The organism is Mycobacteriales bacterium, assembly GCA_035533475.1.
GTDB lineage: Bacteria > Actinomycetota > Actinomycetes > DATLTS01 > DATLTS01 > DATLTS01.
Genome location: DATLTS010000015.1, coordinates 26,290 through 42,128, shown reverse-complemented (window position 1 = coordinate 42,128; position 15,839 = coordinate 26,290). Strand labels below are relative to the sequence as shown.

Here is a 15,839-nt window from a genome sequence, read left to right as displayed (position 1 = left end):
GGCCCGCACCCGGTCGCATCCGGGGGGCCAGCGTGCGCCTGAAGCGCTCCGCGAACTGTCACATCGGCGCCGCGCGACCGGCTTGGCCTCGTGACGTTGCGCTCAGTCTAACCGGCGCCGAGGAACTCGCCTTGTAGTGTCCGGCTATGGGGTCCACCGGCGAGTTGCCTCCCGGGATGGACGAGGTCTCGTTCCGGGCCGCGGTCACCGACCTCCTGGCGGTACTGGCCTACGGTGAGATCACCGCGTTCGAACGGCTGGCAGACGACGCGCGGCTCGCGCCGACGCTCGACGACAAGGCCGCGCTCGGCCAGATGGCAGTTGCCGAGTTCGGTCATTTCCGCAAGTTGCAGACCCGGCTGGCCGCGATGGGGGTCGATCCGGAGGAGGCGATGGGGCCGTTCGTCGAGCCGCTGGACGCCTTTCACGACTCGACGGCCCCCGGAGACTGGCTGGAGGGGCTGGTCAAGGCCTACGTCGGCGACGGGTTCGCCGCCGACTTCTACCGGGAAGTCGCTGAATACGTCGACGAGCCCACCCGCGATCTCGTCCTCGAGGTGCTCGCCGACAGCGGGCATTCGACCTTCGCCGTAGATCGGGTCAGGGCGGCGATCGCCGAGGAGCCCGCACTCGCCGGACGGCTCGCGCTGTGGGCCCGCCGATTGGTCGGGGAGGCGCTCACCCAGGCCCAGCGAATCGCCATCGAGCGGGACGGCCTGGCCCGTCTGATCGTCGGCGGGAGCGGTGACTTCGCCGAGGTGGCCCGGCTGCTGAGCCGGCTGACCGACCGCCACAGCGAGCGGATGTCCACGCTCGGGCTGTCCGGCTGACGGGGTCGCTAGAGATGCAGGCCGACCCGGACCCAGGTCCGCCGGGTGCAGGCCGGACAGCGCATCCAGGAGGGATAGTCCCGGCGCAGGACCGGTAGGTGCACGCTAGGAAGCGCGGCGCGCAACGCGCGCGCCGGCGACAGCGCCGTCCGTTCCCCACAGGCCGAGCAGTCGATGCTCACCGCGCCGGCGGCCGGCAGGACGTCCCCTGCCGAGAACAGGGCACGCTTGCCCGCCGCGTCGTGCGGCGCCTCGTAGTCGCCGGGTCCAAGCCCAGTGACGGAAGGCGTGCGCGGCCGTAGCCGATCGAAGCCGCGGTTCATTCGCCGGCCTCCGCACCGGCCGGCAGCGCGACATCGGGGATCTCGAGCACCGCGGGCGGACCCGGGCATTCACCAGCGAGCCAACGAGCGAGTTCCCGGTAGGCCTGAGCACCGGGCGTGCGATCCGAGGTGCGAAGGATCGAACGGCCGGTGGCCGGGGCTTCGGCGAATCGGATCGACTTCGCGATGGCGGGCTCGAGCACCTTGAGCGCGTAGCGGTCGGCGACGTCGGCGAGGACCGCCCGGCCATGCGAGGTCCGTGCGTCGAACAGGGTCGGCAGCACACCCAGGACCTGGAGGTCGCGGTTGGTCAGCCGCTGCACGTCGTGCACCGTGTCGAGCAACTGGCCGACCCCCCGGTGCGAGAGGGTCTCGCACTGCAGCGGAATGAGCAGCTCGTCGGCGGCGGTGAGCGCGTTGATCGTCAGTACCCCGAGGGACGGCGGGCAGTCGAGCAACACCAGGTCGTAGTCGTCGGCGAACTCCTCGAGCGCGCTGCGCAGGGCGTACTCGCGCCCCGTCCTCGTCAGCAGGACGGTCTCGCAGCCGGCCAGGTCGATCGTCGACGGCAACAGGTCGGGCCCGTCGCCGGTCGCGTGCACCGCCATGCCGGCGGACACCCGCCCGAGCAGGACATCGTGAACGGAGAGTTCGAGGCCCTCCGGGTCGAGACCGAGCGAGAAGGTCAGGCAGGCCTGCGGATCCAGGTCGACGAGCAGCACCCGCCGGCCGAGGTCGGCGATGGCCACCCCGAGCGAGGCGACCGTTGTCGTCTTGGCGACGCCGCCCTTTTGGTTGGCGACGGCGATCGTTCGCCGCGGGCTGCCGGTCACGGCGGTCCTTCCGGGTTCCGGGGTCAAGTTGCGTTCGCGCCGGTATTTCATGCCGGCTCTGCCCGAGTCTGATCGGCACCGGCCGTTCCGGCAAGCCGTGGCCGGGCCGTCGCGGGATCAGCCGCGCCGCGGACCGTGCGAGAGCGCTTCGAGTCGGGTCCGGGCGGCTCGTTCGACGAGCAAGCCGACGTAGTTCTGCACCCGGGCCCCCCGATGGGCCCGGCGCGCTTCGTCGACGGCCGCTCGGATCACCGGCCGCGGCAGCGCCGCCTCGTACCGGGCCAACAGCCGCGTCTCGGCCTGGCGGAGGGGAAGCTCCGGGTCGGGAGCGGCGTCCCCGACCCCCGAGGGCGTAGTCACCGTCATGCGGCGGAGTCAACGCCATCGCGGTCCGGATCGCAACTGGTCGCGGGTGATCACCACTGCGGGCTCCCCCAGCGCCGGTCGCGGCAGCAGTACGCTCGGGACCGGGCTGCCCGCCATCGGTCCGGAGAGCGAGTGCCCGTGAGCCTGCCCCCGTCCGTCGCGCTGCCGCGCGGCGTGCGGGCCGGTTGCCTGCGCCCGCGCGCCGCTCCCCCGCCCGGTGAATTCGCCACCCTCGACGCCTCCCCCGGCCCCGGCGGCAGAGCCCGGGTCGTCCTGGTCCCCGGCTTCACCGGCAGCAAGGAGGATTTCCTTCCGCTGCTCCCGCTGCTCGCCGCAGCGGGCCATCCGGCGACCGCCATCGACCTGCCCGGACAGTTCGAGAGCCCCGGACCGGAGGAGCCCGCCGGGTACACCATCGAATCGCTGGCTGCCGGGGTCCGCGCAGTCGTCGACCACGTCGCCGACGGCACCGGCGTGCACCTGGTCGGGCACTCCTTCGGCGGCCTCGTCGCCCGCCAGGTCGTGCTCGACGACCCACGCGGCGTGCTCTCGCTGACCCTGCTGGGCTCGGGCCCTGGGGCGATCGGCGGCGGCCGGGCGGCTGGCATCGAGATGCTTCCCGGCCTGCTCGCCGAGCGTGGGGTCGACGGGCTCTGGGAGATCGTCGAGGCTGGCGACCCGCGCCGAGCCAACCTGCCGCCGGACATCCGAGACTTCCTGCGACGCCGGCACTTCGGCACCAACCCGGTCGGGTTGGTCGCCATGGGTGACCAACTGCTCACCGCTCCCGACCGGGTGGCGGACCTTTCGGCCATCGGATTGGCGATCTTCGTCCTGCACGGCGAGGGGGACGATGCGTGGCCGCCCGACGTCCAGGCGGCGATGGCCGACCGCCTCGGCGCCCGGTACGCGGTCGTGCCCGGGGCAATGCACTCACCGGCATGTGAGGCGCCTGAGCCCACCGGGCGCCTGCTCATCGACTTCTGGGCGGCCAGCGGCCGCTGAGGGGGCCATGCGACGCTTGGCAGAGGATGGACGGCTACGACGGCCTGTTCCCGCCGGGCAGCGTGACCTGGCGGGTCCATGCCGATCCGGTGATGTGGGTTGGCGGCCTGCGCGCCCTTCTCCTTCAGGCCGTGCACCCGGCCGCGATGGCCGGGGTACTCGAGCATTCGGACTTCCGCTCGGACCCCTGGGGCCGGCTGATGCGGACCGCCAACTACGTCGGCACGGTGAGTTTCGGGCCCCGGGCGGACGTCGAACGGCTCGGGGCCCGGGTCCGCCAACTGCATGCGAGGGTCGAGGGACGGGACCGGGTCAGCGGCCGGCGATACCGGGCGAGTGATCCGGACCTCCTGCGCTGGGTGCACTGCTGCGAGGTCGACTCGTTCCTCTCGAGTTACCGCCGGTCCGGCGGCCGGCTTGACGACCGGGACGCCGACCGCTACCTCGCCGAACAAACCCGAGCAGCGGCGGTCGTCGGCCTGGAGCTCGGCGAAATCCCCGCCTCGGTCAGCGCCCTCGCCGACTACTTTGCGGCGATGCGCCCGTCGCTGCTCGCAGACGAGCGGGTCCGGGCCACCGCCCGCTTCGTGCTGCACCCTCCGATGCCGAGCAAGCTGCTCCCGCTCCGCCCGGCCTGGGCCGGGATCGCCGCGCTCGCCTGGGCGCTGCTCCCGCCATGGGTTCGCCGGCTCTACGGCCTGCCCGGTCTGGGCGTAGTCGACCTATTGGCCACCAGCCAGCTGCGAATCCTCGCCGCCGGACTTCGAGCGCTGCCGGCCACGGTCCGAGAGGGGCCGCACGTCCGGGCAGCCCGGCGCCGGCTGGCCGCGGCCACCTAGGCTCCGCGGAGGTCCGCGGCGTGGGCCGCCAGCCGGCGGACCGCCTCGTCGAGAACCTCGTCCTGCTTGCAGAACGCGAACCTGACGAACGGTCGGCCAGTTCCTGGCTCGTCGTAGAAGAGCGAGGTCGGGATCGCGGCGACCCCGGCGGCCTCAGGCAACGCCCGGGCGAACGTCTCCCCGTCCTCGATCCCGATCCCCCGGACGTCGGCTTGGACGAAGTAGGTCCCGGCCGGCCGGTGCACGATCAGGCCGATCCCCTCGAGCCCCGCGCTGAGCCGGTCCCGGCGCTCCTGGAGCGAGGCGCGCAACCGCTCCACCCAGTTCATTTCATCGACGAGCGCACCGGCAACGGCGGCCTGGAACGCCCCGGCGGCGGTGAACGTGAGGAACTGCTTGACCGTCGTCACCGCCCGGATCAGCTCGGCAGGCGCGCAGATCCAGCCGACCTTCCAACCGGTGACCGAGAAGGTCTTCCCCGCCGAGGACACCGAAACGGTCCGTTCCCGCATCCCGGGCAACGTGGCCAGCGGGATGTGCTGGGCGCCGTCGAAGGTCAGATACTCGTAGACCTCGTCGGTGACCGCGAGGAGGTCGTGTTCGCGGCAGAGGCCGGCGATGACGTCCAGCTCGGCCCGGCTGAATACCGAACCGGTCGGGTTGTGCGGCGTGTTGACCAGGATCAGCCTCGTGCGGGGGCCGACAGCGTTCCGCAGCTCGTCGGGATCGAAGGCGAACCGGCCGCCGGGCCCGTCGGGGCGGAGGGTTACCGGGCGGCGGATCGCGCCGGCCATGGCGATGACCGCCGGGTAGGAGTCGTAGTAGGGCTCGAAGACGATGACCTCGTCGCCGGGCTCGCACAACGCGAGCATCGACGCGGCTACGGCCTCCGTGGCCCCTACCGTGACCAGGATCTCCTCGGCCGGGTCGTAGTCGGTCCGGTAGCGGGCCTGCCGCTGCGCCGCGATCGCCTGGCGCAACGGCAGCATCCCAGGTCCCGGCGGGTACTGGTTGAGCCCGCCGTTGATCCCGGCGACCGCGCGGGCCAGCATGCTCGCCGGCCCATCGGTGTCCGGAAACCCCTGGCCGAGGTTCACCGCGCCGGTCTTCAGCGCGAGCGCGGTCACCTCTGCGAAGATCGTCGGGCCGAACGCGCGCATACGCTCCACGAGCTGCGACATGCGCGCAGACTAGAGGCAGGGGAGGACCGGGTGCTGGTCGCCGTGGTGCAGTTCCGTGCGTCCGACGACAAGGCGGACAATCTGGCCCGCCTTGGCGGTCTGATCGGCAGGGCCGCCGAAGCAGGCGCCGAGCTCATCGTCTGCCCCGAGGCCGCAATGCACGGGTTTGGGCCCGCCGACCGGCCCCTCGCGCCGGTGGCCGAGCCGCTCGACGGAAGGTTCGTCACCGGTCTCGCCGAACTGGCCGACCGGCATCGGGTGACCGTCCTCGCCGGCATGTTCGAAGCAATCCGCGGGGACCGGGTTTTCAACACGGTCGTCGCCGTCGACCAGCGAGGTCTGATCGGTCGATACCGCAAGCTGCATCTGTTCGACGCGCTGGGCTGGGTCGAGTCCGACCGACTGGCAATCGCGCCGATCGGCCCGGACGCCCTGCTCGTATTACCGGTCGGCGACCTCGAGGTGGGAGTGCTCACCTGTTACGACCTGCGCTTCCCGGAGCTCGGCCGCGCACTGGTCGACGCCGGCGCGACCATGCTGGCCGTCCCCTCTGCGTGGGTCGCCGGACCGGTGAAGGAGGACCAGTGGAGGACCTTGGTCCGGGCCCGGGCCATCGAGAACACGTGTTACGTCGCGGCCGCCGGTCAACCGCCGCCGGACTACGTGGGTCGCAGCCTGGTCGTTGATCCGCTAGGGGTGGAGGTGGCTGGACTGGCCGACCGGGAGGGCGTCGCCGCGGCCGAGCTCACGGCGGACCGGGTCGCGGAGGTGCGCTCCCGAATGCCCTCGCTCGCCCACCGCCGGTTCACCGTCGCGCCCCGCCCTTGACCCGGTCGATCAGGCGCTCCGGGCGAAGGCCAGCGCGGACGTGGCGAGCAACTGAACGGCGATCGCCGAGAGCAACAGACCTGAGATCCGGGTGAGCAGGAGGACTCCGCTCTCCCTGATCACCCGGAGGATGACGACGGCAAAACGCAGGGCCAGGTACAGGACGAGGTGGACCGCGACGAGGGCGGCCGCGATCGCCGCGGCGTCCCGGACGCCGTGGCCGCCCCGCACGAAGACGATGGTGGCGACGATCGCCCCCGGCCCGGCGAGCAGCGGCGTGCCCAGCGGAACCAGCGCGACGTTGACATCCGGCCGCTCCCCTGGCTTGTCGCTGCCGCCGGTGAGCAGTTCGAGGGCGACCAGCACGAGGAGCAGACCGCCGGCGCCCTGCAACGCGGCCACGGAGATCCCGAGGTAGGCGAGGATCTGCTGCCCGAACAGGGCGAATGCGGCGATCACCGAGGCGGCGACGGCGACGGCCTGGGCGGCAAGCCGGCGGCGGGCCTTCCCCGGTCGACCACTAGTGAGCCCGAGGAACAGCGGGATGGTGCCGACCGGGTCCATGATCACGACAAGGGTGATGAACACCTCGCCGAACAGGCGCAGGTCGAATCCGCTCGCGTGCCGCACCGCGCCCCCTACGCGGCGATCGGCGTCGCGCCGTGCGCCGCGCCGATGAGCTCCGCGTAAGCGGCTTCGGCCGTCGTCTCGCAGCCGTAGCGGTAGCCGGTGGGCCGTCCATGGTCGTCGCTGGATCCGGTGACGACCAGGCCCAGGTCGGCGGCCAGTGCCCGCAGCCGGTCCCGGGTGCTCGGATCGTGATCGGGATGGTCGACTTCGAGGCCGGCGAGACCGGCCCCGGCCATCGCCGCGATGACGGCGTCGCTGACCAGCGGGCCCCGCCGGGAAGCGCCCGGGTGGGCGAAGACGCTGACCCCACCGGCGGCTCGGACCAGCGATATGGCCCGGAGCGGGTCGAGCGCCCGTTTGGGGACGTACGCCCGACCGCCCGATCCGATCCAATCGGCTCCGAAAGCGGCCGGGAGGTCCGCGACCACACCCGCCTCCACCAGTGCCTGCGCCACGTGCGGCCGGCCGATCGCCCCGCCGGCGGCGATCCGGAGAACCTGCTCGAGGCTGACCGGGGCTCCCAGACCCACCAGCCGCTCCACCATCGCCGCGGCCCGGCGGACCCGCTCGGAGCGCAGCGCGTCGAGCTCGGTCGCCAACTCAGCGTTCCCCGGATCGAACAGGTAGGCGAGCAGGTGCAGGGAAACCGGCCGGCCACCGTCGACGACGGCGCAGGACAGCTCGGCACCCGGCACGAGGGTGAGCCCGCGGGGCAGCTCCATGATCGCCTCGGGGTGGCCAGCGACCGTGTCGTGGTCGGTGAGCGCGAGCACGTCGACCCCGGCGGCCCGGGCCCGGGACACCACCTCGGCGGGGGCGGCGGTCCCGTCCGAGGCAGAACTGTGGCAGTGCAGGTCGATGCGCACGCGGCTCAGGCCGGCCGGGCAGTGAGCAGCGGGGTCGGGCTGCCGAATTCGAGCTCACCCTCGAGTTGGCGTTCGCGTAGGTCTTCCAGGACCAGGTTCTCGTAGAACAGGACGCCAGCGCTGCTCGGGCAGAGCACCCCCCAAAGCCACAATCCCTTTGCCTCGCCGAGGAAGACCGCCCGATCCTCGGCGCCGGCGATGTTCCACAACGCGGTCGGGTGCCCGGCCGCCTGCACCTTTGCGTCCGGGGGCCCGTCATCGAACTGCTCACCCGGGTCGGGGCCGGGCAGGCCGGCGTAACGCGCACCCAGCCCGACCCCCGGCTCCTCCGCGATGAGCAGCAGGTCTGCGCCGCCACCGAGCGGGCCGGGGCCGGAACAGGCGAGCACGGTCGCCCGGGCTCCGCTGCGATCGTCACCCGCCGCGGCCAACCCGCTGACCACCCACCCCGGAGGCAGTGGATTCGGCAGCCACAGCGGCACCGCGGCACGGGAGCGGATGTGCTGGAGTGCCTCGGCCCCGAGATGGGTGTACACGGTGTACGGAAGCACCAGGCCGTGCCGCGGGCACTGCCACTGACTCGACCACAGCCCCGGCGGCCGCACGGCGGCTTCGCAGCGCGGGCAGGTCGGGGCCGGGGCCATGCCCCAAGATCGCGCCCGCCCGGGGCTACGTCAACCCTTGCCGGAAACCGGTCCGGCTAGCCTCGGCCGGTGCGGGTTCCCTGCGTCGGCGCGATCGTCCACGACGAGGGTGGCCGGCTGCTCGTCGTCCAGCGCGGCCGGCCACCGGCGGCCGGCCGCTGGTCGTTGCCCGGCGGCCGGGTCGAGCCCGGGGAGACCAGCCCGGATGCACTGGTTCGCGAGTTGCGGGAGGAGACCGGGCTCGACGTATCCGTGGGCGAGCTGGTGGGCGAGGTCGAGCTGGAGGGTCCGGCCGGCGTCACCTACGCAATCGCCGACTTTCGATGCACCGTCGTCGGCGGGGAGCTGGCGGCCGGCGACGACGCCGCCGCGGCCCGCTGGGTCGATTCGGCTGAGCTCTCGACGCTTCCGGTGACCGATGGGCTGGTGGCCGCGCTGACCGCATGGGGCGTTCTGTAGCCCCAGAATCGGCGAGTGTGCAATTTCCGACGGGCATCACGCTCGCCACGGGCCGAAAACCGTCGGAAATTGCACACTCGGGGCGACTAGTCGGCCCGCACCTCGGACCATTCGTCGGCCCGCACCTCTAAGCGACTAGTCGGCGCGTACCTCCGGGCGACCAGGCTGGTCGCCGCCGCGCGCCTCACCGTAGGAGCGCTTGGGCACCAGGACCTTCCGCCGGAAGACACACACGACGGTGCCGTCCTGGGTGAATCCCCGGGTCTCGACGTGAACCACACCCCGGTCTTCCTTCGACTTCGACTCAACCTTGTCGAGCACGGTCGTCTCGCCGTAGATCGTGTCGCCGTGAAACGTCGGCGCGATATGGCGGAGCGACTCCACCTCGAGGTTGGCAATCGCCTTGCCGCTGACGTCCGCCACGGACATCCCGAGGAGCAGCGAGTAGATGTAGTTGCCGACGACGACGTTGCGGCCGAAGTCTGTGGTCTTCTCCGCGTAGTTGGCGTCCAGGTGCAGCGGATGGTGGTTCATCGTCAGCAGGCAGAACAGATGGTCGTCGTATTCGGTCACGGTCTTGCCGGGCCAGTGCCGGTAGGTGGCACCAACCTCGAACTCCTCGTAGTACCGGCCGAATTGCATCAGCTCTGCGCCTTGTAGTCCTCGAGCAACCGCCGCCCGATGATCATCTTCTGGATGTCCGCCGTGCCCTCGCCGATGAGCAGCATCGGGGCTTCCCGGTAGAGGCGCTCGATCTCGTACTCCTTCGAATAGCCGTAGCCGCCGTGGATGCGGAAGGCGTCCTCGACGACCTCCTTGCAGTACTCGCTGGCCAGGTACTTGGCCATCCCGGCCTCGAGGTCGTTGCGCTCCCCGGCGTCCTTCTTTCGTGCCGCCATCACCATCATCTGGTGTGCCGCCTCGACCTTCGTCGCCATCTCGGCCAGCCGGAACATGACCGCCTGGTGCTGCGCGATCGGCTTCCCGAAGGTCACGCGCTGCTGGGCGTATCCGACCCCGAGTTCGAACGCCCGCTGCGCGACCCCGCAACCTCGCGCGGCCACGTTGACCCGGCCGACCTCGACTCCGTCCATCATCTGGTAGAAACCGCGACCCGGCGCCCCTCCCAGGGCGAGGTCGGCCGGGATCCGGGTTCCGTCGAACACCAACTCGGTCGTCTCCACCCCTTTGTAGCCCATCTTCTCGATCTTCGGTGGCACCGTGATCCCATTGCCGACCGCACCGAAACCGGGCTCCTTCTCGACCAGGAAGGTCGTCATGTTCCGGTAGACCGACTCTTCGCCTTCGTCGGTCTTCACCAGGGTGGCGACCAGGCCGGCCCGGGCCCCATTGGTGAGCCACATCTTCGATCCGTTGATGACGTAATCGTCACCGTCGCGTACCGCTTTCGTCGTGATCGCCGACACGTCCGATCCGCAACCCGGTTCCGACATGGAGAAGGCGCCGCGCAACTCCCCGGTCGCCATCCGGGGAAGGAACCTGTCCTTCTGCTCCTCGGTGCCGTGCTGGCACAACATGTAGGCGACGATGAAATGGGTATTGATGATCCCGGAGATGCTCATCCAACCGCGGGACAGCTCCTCTACCGCGAGCGCGTAGGTGAGCAACGACTCGCCGAGGCCGCCGTGTCTCTCGTCGATCATCAGCCCGAACAGACCGAGCTCGCGCATGCCATGGACGATGGCGTCCGGGAACTCGTCCTTGTGCTCGAGGTCGGTCGCGTTCGGCAGGATCTCCTTGTCGACGAACTCGCGTACCGTCGTGAGGATCTCGCGCTGGACGTCGGTCAGTCCCTCGGTCTGCGCCAGGCGGCCCATGACCCATCCTTTCCGGCCGATGGTTTTGCGGAAGTATCCCGGCGGACCGTAATGCCTCCCGCGGCGGACTGCCCGGCGGGCACTGCGCCTTCGCGTCCCACCGGCGCACCGGATATCGGGAGTTACCCAGCCGGCGGCTCGAACTTCCGGGTCCGCTGTAGTCCGGCCGCACGCCCCTTGCCGGCGATCACCAGGGCCATCTTCCGGGATGCCTCGTCGATCATCTCGTCACCGAGCATGACCGCCCCGCGCTTGCCGCCGGCCTCCGATGTGTAGTGCTCGTAGGCATCGAGGATCAGCTCGGCGTGGTCGTAGTCCTCCTGCCCGGGGGCGTACACCTCGTTGGCTGCTTCGATCTGCCCGGGGTGCAGCACCCATTTGCCGTCGAAGCCGAGCGCCGCCGAGCGGCGCGCGACCGCACGGAACCCGTCCACGTCGTAGACCTGGAGGAACGGTCCGTCGATGGCCTGAACGTCATAGGTCCGGGCGGCCATCAGGATCCGCATGAGGATGTAGTGGTACGGATCGCCCGGATAGTCGGGAATCAGCGCGCCGACGACCAGGGATTTCATGTTGATGCTCGCCATGAAGTCCGCCGGGCCGAAGATGATGGTCTCCACCCGCGGCGAGGCGCCGGCGATCGCGTCGATGTTGACCAGACCCTTCGCGTTCTCGATCTGGGCCTCGATCCCGATCCGGCCCACCTCGAGCCCCATGGTCTTCTCGATCTGGGTCAGCAGCAGATCGAGCCAGACCACCTGATCGGCGGTCTGCACCTTCGGCAGCATGATGCAGTCGAGGTTGGCCCCCGCACCCTCGACGATCTCGATGACGTCGCGGTAGGTCCATTTCGTCGTGAGGTCGTTGACCCTGACCACTCGGGTCTTCTGCGCCCAGTCCCCGTCGTTGAGAGCAGCGACGACGTTGGCCCGGGCCTCTTCCTTCGCCAGCGGTGCCACCGAGTCCTCGAGGTCGAGGAACACCTGGTCGGCGGGGAGCGCCTGGGCCTTTCCGAGCATCTTCGGCGAGCTGCCGGGAACGGCCAGGCAGGAACGGCGGGGACGGAGCGGGCCAGCCACGAAGCACTCCTTGCCGGTGCGGGAGGTTGCCGCCGGATGCTACCGAGCGGCGCCTCCGCCCCTTCCGGCCGGCCTCACTCCGCGGGCAGCGCGACCGCGGTTCCGGACCGGATGACGCCGGCGACGCCGAGCAACAAGATGGCCAGCCCGCCGAGGGCCAACGCCCGCGGATGCTGGTGGAGCCAGAGGCCGGCGATGAGCGCAGCGCCGGGGGCTTCGAACAGGATCGCCAGGGCGACGACCGTCGGGCTGGTCGTGCGCAGCACCACGTTGAACATGCTGTGCCCGAGGAACTGGGCGCCTACCGTCAGGCCGAGGATCTTCCACCAGCTCGCGGCCGGATAGCCGGTCAGGGCCTGACCGCTGGCAAGGCACACGACGAGCAGGGACATCGCGGCCGTCGCGTAACACACCGTGGTGTACGCGGTGGTCGAGACGCTGCGCCTGACCTCGCCCCCGACCGTGATGTAGGCCGCCGCGAACAGACCACCGAGGAGCGCGAGCCCATCCCCGGCGAGCGCCCGAGCCGACACGGTCACGTCCGCGCCGGTGATGAGCGCGGCCCCCGCGACCGCGACGACGATGCCGATCCAGGCCCGCTGCGGGATGGCGTGACCACGGCGGCGGGCGAGCAAGGCCGCCCACACCGGTTGCACGGTGACCAGCGCGGTCGACGATGCCACCGACGTGAGGGTGACGCTGGGCACCCAGGTGGCGAAGTGCGCGCCGAGCAGGCCGCCGGCGGCGAGCGCCAGCCGCCATTCCCGCCCGGTCATGCCGGCCAGTTCGGCGCGGGCCCGGGTCCAGGCGAACGGCACCAGGACGGTCGCGGACAGCGCGTTGCGCCAGAAGGCGATGGCGAGGGCCGGCGCGACGGTTGCGGCGATGAGCGGACCTGAGGTGGAGACGGCGAGGACTGCCAGCGACATCCGGGCGACATCGCCGAGCGGCGGCCGGGCAACCGCCGCGGGCACCGGCCCGGGAGCCGGGCGGCCGGCCGGCACGCGCTCGGTCACGTGGCCAGCAGGCCACCGTCGACGGGGAGGGTGACCCCGGTGACGTAGGAGCCGGCGTCGCTGGCGAGGAAGATCAAGGCGGTGCACAGCTCGGACAGCTCCCCGGCCCGGCCGGCCGGAACCCGACCGAGCTGGGACTCGATGTAGCCGGCCGGGAACTGCTCGGTCATCTCGCTGGGGAAGAACCCGGGCGCGAGGGCATTCACCCGGATGCCCTTGCGCCCGGTCCACTGCTGGGCCAGATCCCGGGTCAAGCCGATGATCGCCGCCTTGGTCGAGCAATACGCGGCCTGCGGCAATTCCGCGGTCGTCGACCCGAGCACGCTGCCGAGATTGACAATCGAGCTCCCGGGGCGCATCACCCGTCCGCAGGCCTGGGCCATCCAGTACGAACCGTTGAGGTTCACGTCCACTACGGCCCGGAACTGCTCGGGCGTCTCCCTGGTGGCCGGCACCGCCGTGCCGATGCCCGCGTTGTTCACCAGGACGTCGACCCGTCCGAACGCCTCCATCGTCGCCGCGACCAGCGCGTCGCAGTCCGCCGGGCGGCTGACGTCGGTAGCGACGCAGATCGCCCGCCGTCCGTGCCGCTCGACCAGCGCCCGGGTCTCCTCGAGCCGGTCCACCCGTCGGGCGCCCAGGGCGACGTCGGCGCCGGCCTCGGCCAGGGCGGCGGCGAACGCCACGCCCAGCCCAGAGGAGGCCCCGGTGACGATGGCCACCCGGTCGTCGAGCCGGAACCGATCAAGGATGCCCATGACCGGACACGCTAGCCGCCCGACCGGCCGGCGGGGGCTCCGGCCAGATGGCAGCGCCCGGCAACCCACCAGCTCGGGTCGAGCCGGACTCTTCACCCGAAGGGTCCGGCGGCCGACATAGGTCTTGTGGAGTCACACGCAGCTGCGCCCGAGGCGGCGCCGCGGACGAAACGCCGACGCCTCGGTGAGGTGCTCGTAGAGCAGGGCGTGATCACCCGGGAGCAGCTGGACACGGCCCTCGAGGCCCAACGCTCGGCCCAGCCGCTCGGCGGCGGCCGGCGGGCCCGACTCGGCCACGTGCTCGTCGACAGCGGAGTCCTGACCGAGCGGGAACTCGTCACCGCCCTCGGGATCGCGCTCGGCTACGAGCTCATCGACCTCGGCACGACGCCAGTGGACGCCGGAGTGGGCCGTTTGCTGCCCCGGGCTGTCGCCCAACGCCACGGGGTGGTCCCGTTGAGCCGCACCAGCGACGGCGGCCTGAAGATCGCCGTCGCGGACCCCACCGACGTGGTGGCCATCGATGACGTCCGGGTCTACACCGGGGTGGGTCGGATCCAGGTCTTTCTGGCCCCGGAATCGCAGATCCGTGACGCGCTGGGGCGGATCTGGTCGCTGACCGAGGACTCATCCGGGCTGGCCGGCGTGCTCGAGTCGATGGATACCGAGGATGCGCTGGAGGAGGTCGATCCGGAGAACGCGGTCGAATCCGCACCGACGGTCCGGCTGGTCAACGTCGTCCTCGCCGACGCGGTCCGCACCGGAGCGAGTGACATCCACGTCGAACCGCAGGTCGGCGATGTGATGATCCGTTACCGGGTCGACGGCCTGCTTCGCGAGGTCATGCAGGTCCCCCGCTCGGCGGCCCGGGGCCTGGTCAGCCGGATCAAGGTGCTATCCAACCTCGACATCGCCGAGCGCCGGCTCCCGCAGGACGGTCGGGCCCGACTCAACATCGACGGTTCGATGGTCGACGTCCGGGTCAGCACGCTGCCGAGCATCCACGGCGAAAAGGTCGTGATCCGGATCCTCAGCCGGGCCGACGCGGTCCCCGGACTGGACTCACTCGGCCTCGACGAGCAGCAGCTCGAGACTCTCCTCGGGGTACTCGCCAGCCCGCAGGGCCTCATCCTGATCACCGGTCCGACCGGATCCGGCAAGACGAACACCCTCTACTCGGCGATCTCCCAGGTGCGCCGGCCAGAGCTCAACATCGTGACCCTGGAGGACCCGGTCGAGATCCAGCTCCGCGGGATCACCCAGGTGCAGGTGCACGAGCGAGCCGGCCTCACCTTCTCCCGCGGCCTGCGCTCCATCCTGCGACAGGACCCGGACGTGGTTCTCGTCGGCGAGGTTCGCGACCAGGAAACCGCGAAGCTCGCACTCGAGGCTTCGCTGACCGGCCATCTGGTGCTCACAACCCTGCACACGAACAACGCCCCGGCCGCCCTGACCCGACTCGTCGAGATGGGCGTCGAACCGTTCCTCGTGGCGTCCTCGTTGAGCCTCGTGGTGGCCCAGCGGCTGGTTCGGTGCGTCTGCCGGTCCTGCGCGGCGCCCTACGTGCCGTCTCCCCGCACCTTGGAAATCCTCGGCCTCACCGAGGCGGATCTCGCTGCGGGCACCGCCCTTCGCGGGCGGGGCTGCACCGAGTGCGGCAACACCGGGTACCGGGGACGGACCGGGATCTTCCAGGTCCTGCCCGTAACCGCGGCGCTGCGAGCCGTGTTGCTCGCGACGCCGACCGAAGCGGCGGTCGGTGCCGCCGCGCAAGCAGCCGGGATGACCGACCTGCGGGCTTCGGCGATCGCCCGTGCGATGGCCGGCGTGACCACCTTCGAAGAGGTCCTGCGGGTCGCTCCGGGCGAGGCCCAGGCCCTGCACGAGCAGCGGCGACCGGCGCCACCGCGGATCCTGCGCGCGGCACCCAAGCGACCGAAGTTACTCGTTGTAGATGATGATCCGGCGATCCGCGCCTACGTAGCCATGGCCCTGGTCGACACGGTCGAGGTGGACTCCGTGGCCACCGCGGGCGAGGCCCTGACGGCGGTGGAGACCGGGACCTACCAGGCGATCATCGTCGACCAGGGGCTGCCCGACTCGCTCGGCGTCGAACTGATCGGCCTGCTCAGCGACGACAAGCGCACGGCCGGCATTCCGGTCATGTTGCTCACCGGCTTCGACGATGCGACGCTGGCGGAGTCGGCGCGAGCGGCCGGCGCATGCGACGTGCTGCACAAGCCGGTCGAACCCCTCGTCCTCGAGGAGCGTGTGCTCAGCATGATCACCGGCATCGCCGAGGCCGAGGAGAGCTCGGCCTGACCGCCGCCCGCTCCACCTACCA

General features: G+C 71.0%; 18 protein-coding genes. 6 read left to right on the top strand and 12 right to left on the bottom strand.

What is annotated here, in order from left to right; genetic code table 11:
• The first annotated feature begins 176 nt into the window (after nt 1-176).
• A complete protein-coding gene (locus VNG13_02420) occupies nt 177-830 on the top strand; it encodes a ferritin-like fold-containing protein (GenBank protein ID HVA59375.1) in 654 nt (217 codons plus the stop codon).
• 8 nt (nt 831-838) lie between these two features.
• Here the strand turns inward: VNG13_02420 and VNG13_02415 are convergent, their stop codons facing one another.
• The 3 genes from VNG13_02415 to VNG13_02405 form a co-directional block, all read right to left on the bottom strand.
• A complete protein-coding gene (locus VNG13_02415; protein ID HVA59374.1) occupies nt 839-1,153 on the bottom strand; it encodes a hypothetical protein in 315 nt (104 codons plus the stop codon).
• Nucleotides 1,150-1,986: a ParA family protein gene (locus VNG13_02410; GenBank protein HVA59373.1), complete on the bottom strand. Its 837-nt coding sequence runs from the start codon at nt 1,984-1,986 to the stop codon at nt 1,150-1,152. The genes VNG13_02415 and VNG13_02410 overlap by 4 nt, the downstream gene beginning before the upstream one ends.
• Before the next feature lie 117 nt (nt 1,987-2,103).
• Entirely contained in the window at nt 2,104-2,352 is a 249-nt protein-coding gene (locus tag VNG13_02405) for a hypothetical protein (protein ID HVA59372.1), read from the bottom strand.
• 138 nt (nt 2,353-2,490) lie between these two features.
• Here VNG13_02405 and VNG13_02400 point away from each other — a divergent pair, with 138 nt between their 5' ends.
• Nucleotides 2,491-3,357, top strand: a complete 867-nt coding sequence (locus VNG13_02400; GenBank protein ID HVA59371.1) for an alpha/beta hydrolase — start codon at nt 2,491-2,493, stop codon at nt 3,355-3,357.
• 26 nt (nt 3,358-3,383) lie between these two features.
• Nucleotides 3,384-4,196 carry an oxygenase MpaB family protein gene (locus VNG13_02395; GenBank protein HVA59370.1) on the top strand — a complete coding sequence of 271 codons (813 nt, stop codon included), beginning with the start codon at nt 3,384-3,386 and terminating at the stop codon, nt 4,194-4,196.
• Here the strand turns inward: VNG13_02395 and VNG13_02390 are convergent.
• Nucleotides 4,193-5,377, bottom strand: a complete 1,185-nt coding sequence (locus VNG13_02390; protein ID HVA59369.1) for a pyridoxal phosphate-dependent aminotransferase — start codon at nt 5,375-5,377, stop codon at nt 4,193-4,195. The two genes, VNG13_02395 and VNG13_02390, sit on opposite strands and share 4 nt — an antisense overlap.
• 30 nt (nt 5,378-5,407) lie before the next feature.
• Here VNG13_02390 and VNG13_02385 point away from each other — a divergent pair, with 30 nt between their 5' ends.
• Nucleotides 5,408-6,205: a carbon-nitrogen hydrolase family protein gene (locus VNG13_02385; GenBank protein HVA59368.1), complete on the top strand. Its 798-nt coding sequence runs from the start codon at nt 5,408-5,410 to the stop codon at nt 6,203-6,205.
• A gap of 9 nt (nt 6,206-6,214) precedes the next feature.
• On the opposite strand, the gene VNG13_02380 is transcribed toward VNG13_02385, so the two are convergent.
• From VNG13_02380 to VNG13_02370, 3 genes are read right to left on the bottom strand one after another with little or no spacing between them, the layout of a single operon-like run.
• Nucleotides 6,215-6,835, bottom strand: a complete 621-nt coding sequence (locus VNG13_02380; protein ID HVA59367.1) for a MarC family protein — start codon at nt 6,833-6,835, stop codon at nt 6,215-6,217.
• 8 nt (nt 6,836-6,843) lie between these two features.
• On the bottom strand, nt 6,844-7,701 hold the full coding sequence (locus VNG13_02375; protein HVA59366.1) for a PHP domain-containing protein: 858 nt from the start codon (nt 7,699-7,701) through the stop codon (nt 6,844-6,846).
• Nucleotides 7,702-7,706: 5 nt separating this feature from the next.
• Entirely contained in the window at nt 7,707-8,345 is a 639-nt protein-coding gene (locus VNG13_02370; protein HVA59365.1) for a DUF6758 family protein, read from the bottom strand.
• Nucleotides 8,346-8,414: 69 nt separating this feature from the next.
• Between VNG13_02370 and VNG13_02365 the strand changes: the two genes are divergently transcribed.
• On the top strand, nt 8,415-8,804 hold the full coding sequence (locus VNG13_02365) for an NUDIX domain-containing protein (protein ID HVA59364.1): 390 nt from the start codon (nt 8,415-8,417) through the stop codon (nt 8,802-8,804).
• 135 nt (nt 8,805-8,939) lie between these two features.
• Here VNG13_02365 and VNG13_02360 read toward each other — a convergent pair whose 3' ends face one another.
• The 5 genes from VNG13_02360 to VNG13_02340 form a co-directional block, all read right to left on the bottom strand.
• Entirely contained in the window at nt 8,940-9,446 is a 507-nt protein-coding gene (locus VNG13_02360; protein ID HVA59363.1) for a MaoC family dehydratase, read from the bottom strand.
• Nucleotides 9,446-10,642 (bottom strand): acyl-CoA dehydrogenase family protein, encoded by a 1,197-nt coding sequence (locus VNG13_02355; protein ID HVA59362.1) that lies wholly within the window; start codon nt 10,640-10,642, stop codon nt 9,446-9,448. The genes VNG13_02360 and VNG13_02355 overlap by 1 nt, the downstream gene beginning before the upstream one ends.
• A gap of 122 nt (nt 10,643-10,764) precedes the next feature.
• On the bottom strand, nt 10,765-11,721 hold the full coding sequence (locus VNG13_02350; protein HVA59361.1) for a CoA ester lyase: 957 nt from the start codon (nt 11,719-11,721) through the stop codon (nt 10,765-10,767).
• Nucleotides 11,722-11,795: 74 nt separating this feature from the next.
• A complete protein-coding gene (locus tag VNG13_02345; GenBank protein HVA59360.1) occupies nt 11,796-12,737 on the bottom strand; it encodes a DMT family transporter in 942 nt (313 codons plus the stop codon).
• A complete protein-coding gene (locus VNG13_02340; GenBank protein ID HVA59359.1) occupies nt 12,734-13,495 on the bottom strand; it encodes an SDR family oxidoreductase in 762 nt (253 codons plus the stop codon). The genes VNG13_02345 and VNG13_02340 overlap by 4 nt, the downstream gene beginning before the upstream one ends.
• A 126-nt stretch (nt 13,496-13,621) precedes the next feature.
• On the opposite strand from VNG13_02340, the gene VNG13_02335 reads away from it, so the two are divergent.
• Nucleotides 13,622-15,817 (top strand): ATPase, T2SS/T4P/T4SS family, encoded by a 2,196-nt coding sequence (locus VNG13_02335; GenBank protein ID HVA59358.1) that lies wholly within the window; start codon nt 13,622-13,624, stop codon nt 15,815-15,817.
• Nucleotides 15,818-15,839 lie beyond the last annotated feature (22 nt).

Bases quoted from the DNA above. Each gene is read 5' to 3' on its own strand.
- VNG13_02390 (HVA59369.1), bottom strand. From the start codon at position 5,377: ATGTCGCAGCTCGTGGAGCGTATGCGCGCGTTCGGCCCGACGATCTTC.
- VNG13_02340 (HVA59359.1), bottom strand. From the start codon at position 13,495: ATGGGCATCCTTGATCGGTTCCGGCTCGACGACCGGGTGGCCATCGTC.
- VNG13_02420 (HVA59375.1), top strand. From the start codon at position 177: ATGGACGAGGTCTCGTTCCGGGCCGCGGTCACCGACCTCCTGGCGGTA.
- VNG13_02360 (HVA59363.1), bottom strand. From the start codon at position 9,446: ATGCAATTCGGCCGGTACTACGAGGAGTTCGAGGTTGGTGCCACCTAC.
- VNG13_02415 (HVA59374.1), bottom strand. From the start codon at position 1,153: ATGAACCGCGGCTTCGATCGGCTACGGCCGCGCACGCCTTCCGTCACT.
- VNG13_02370 (HVA59365.1), bottom strand. From the start codon at position 8,345: ATGGCCCCGGCCCCGACCTGCCCGCGCTGCGAAGCCGCCGTGCGGCCG.
- VNG13_02355 (HVA59362.1), bottom strand. From the start codon at position 10,642: ATGGGCCGCCTGGCGCAGACCGAGGGACTGACCGACGTCCAGCGCGAG.
- VNG13_02405 (HVA59372.1), bottom strand. From the start codon at position 2,352: ATGACGGTGACTACGCCCTCGGGGGTCGGGGACGCCGCTCCCGACCCG.
- VNG13_02395 (HVA59370.1), top strand. From the start codon at position 3,384: ATGGACGGCTACGACGGCCTGTTCCCGCCGGGCAGCGTGACCTGGCGG.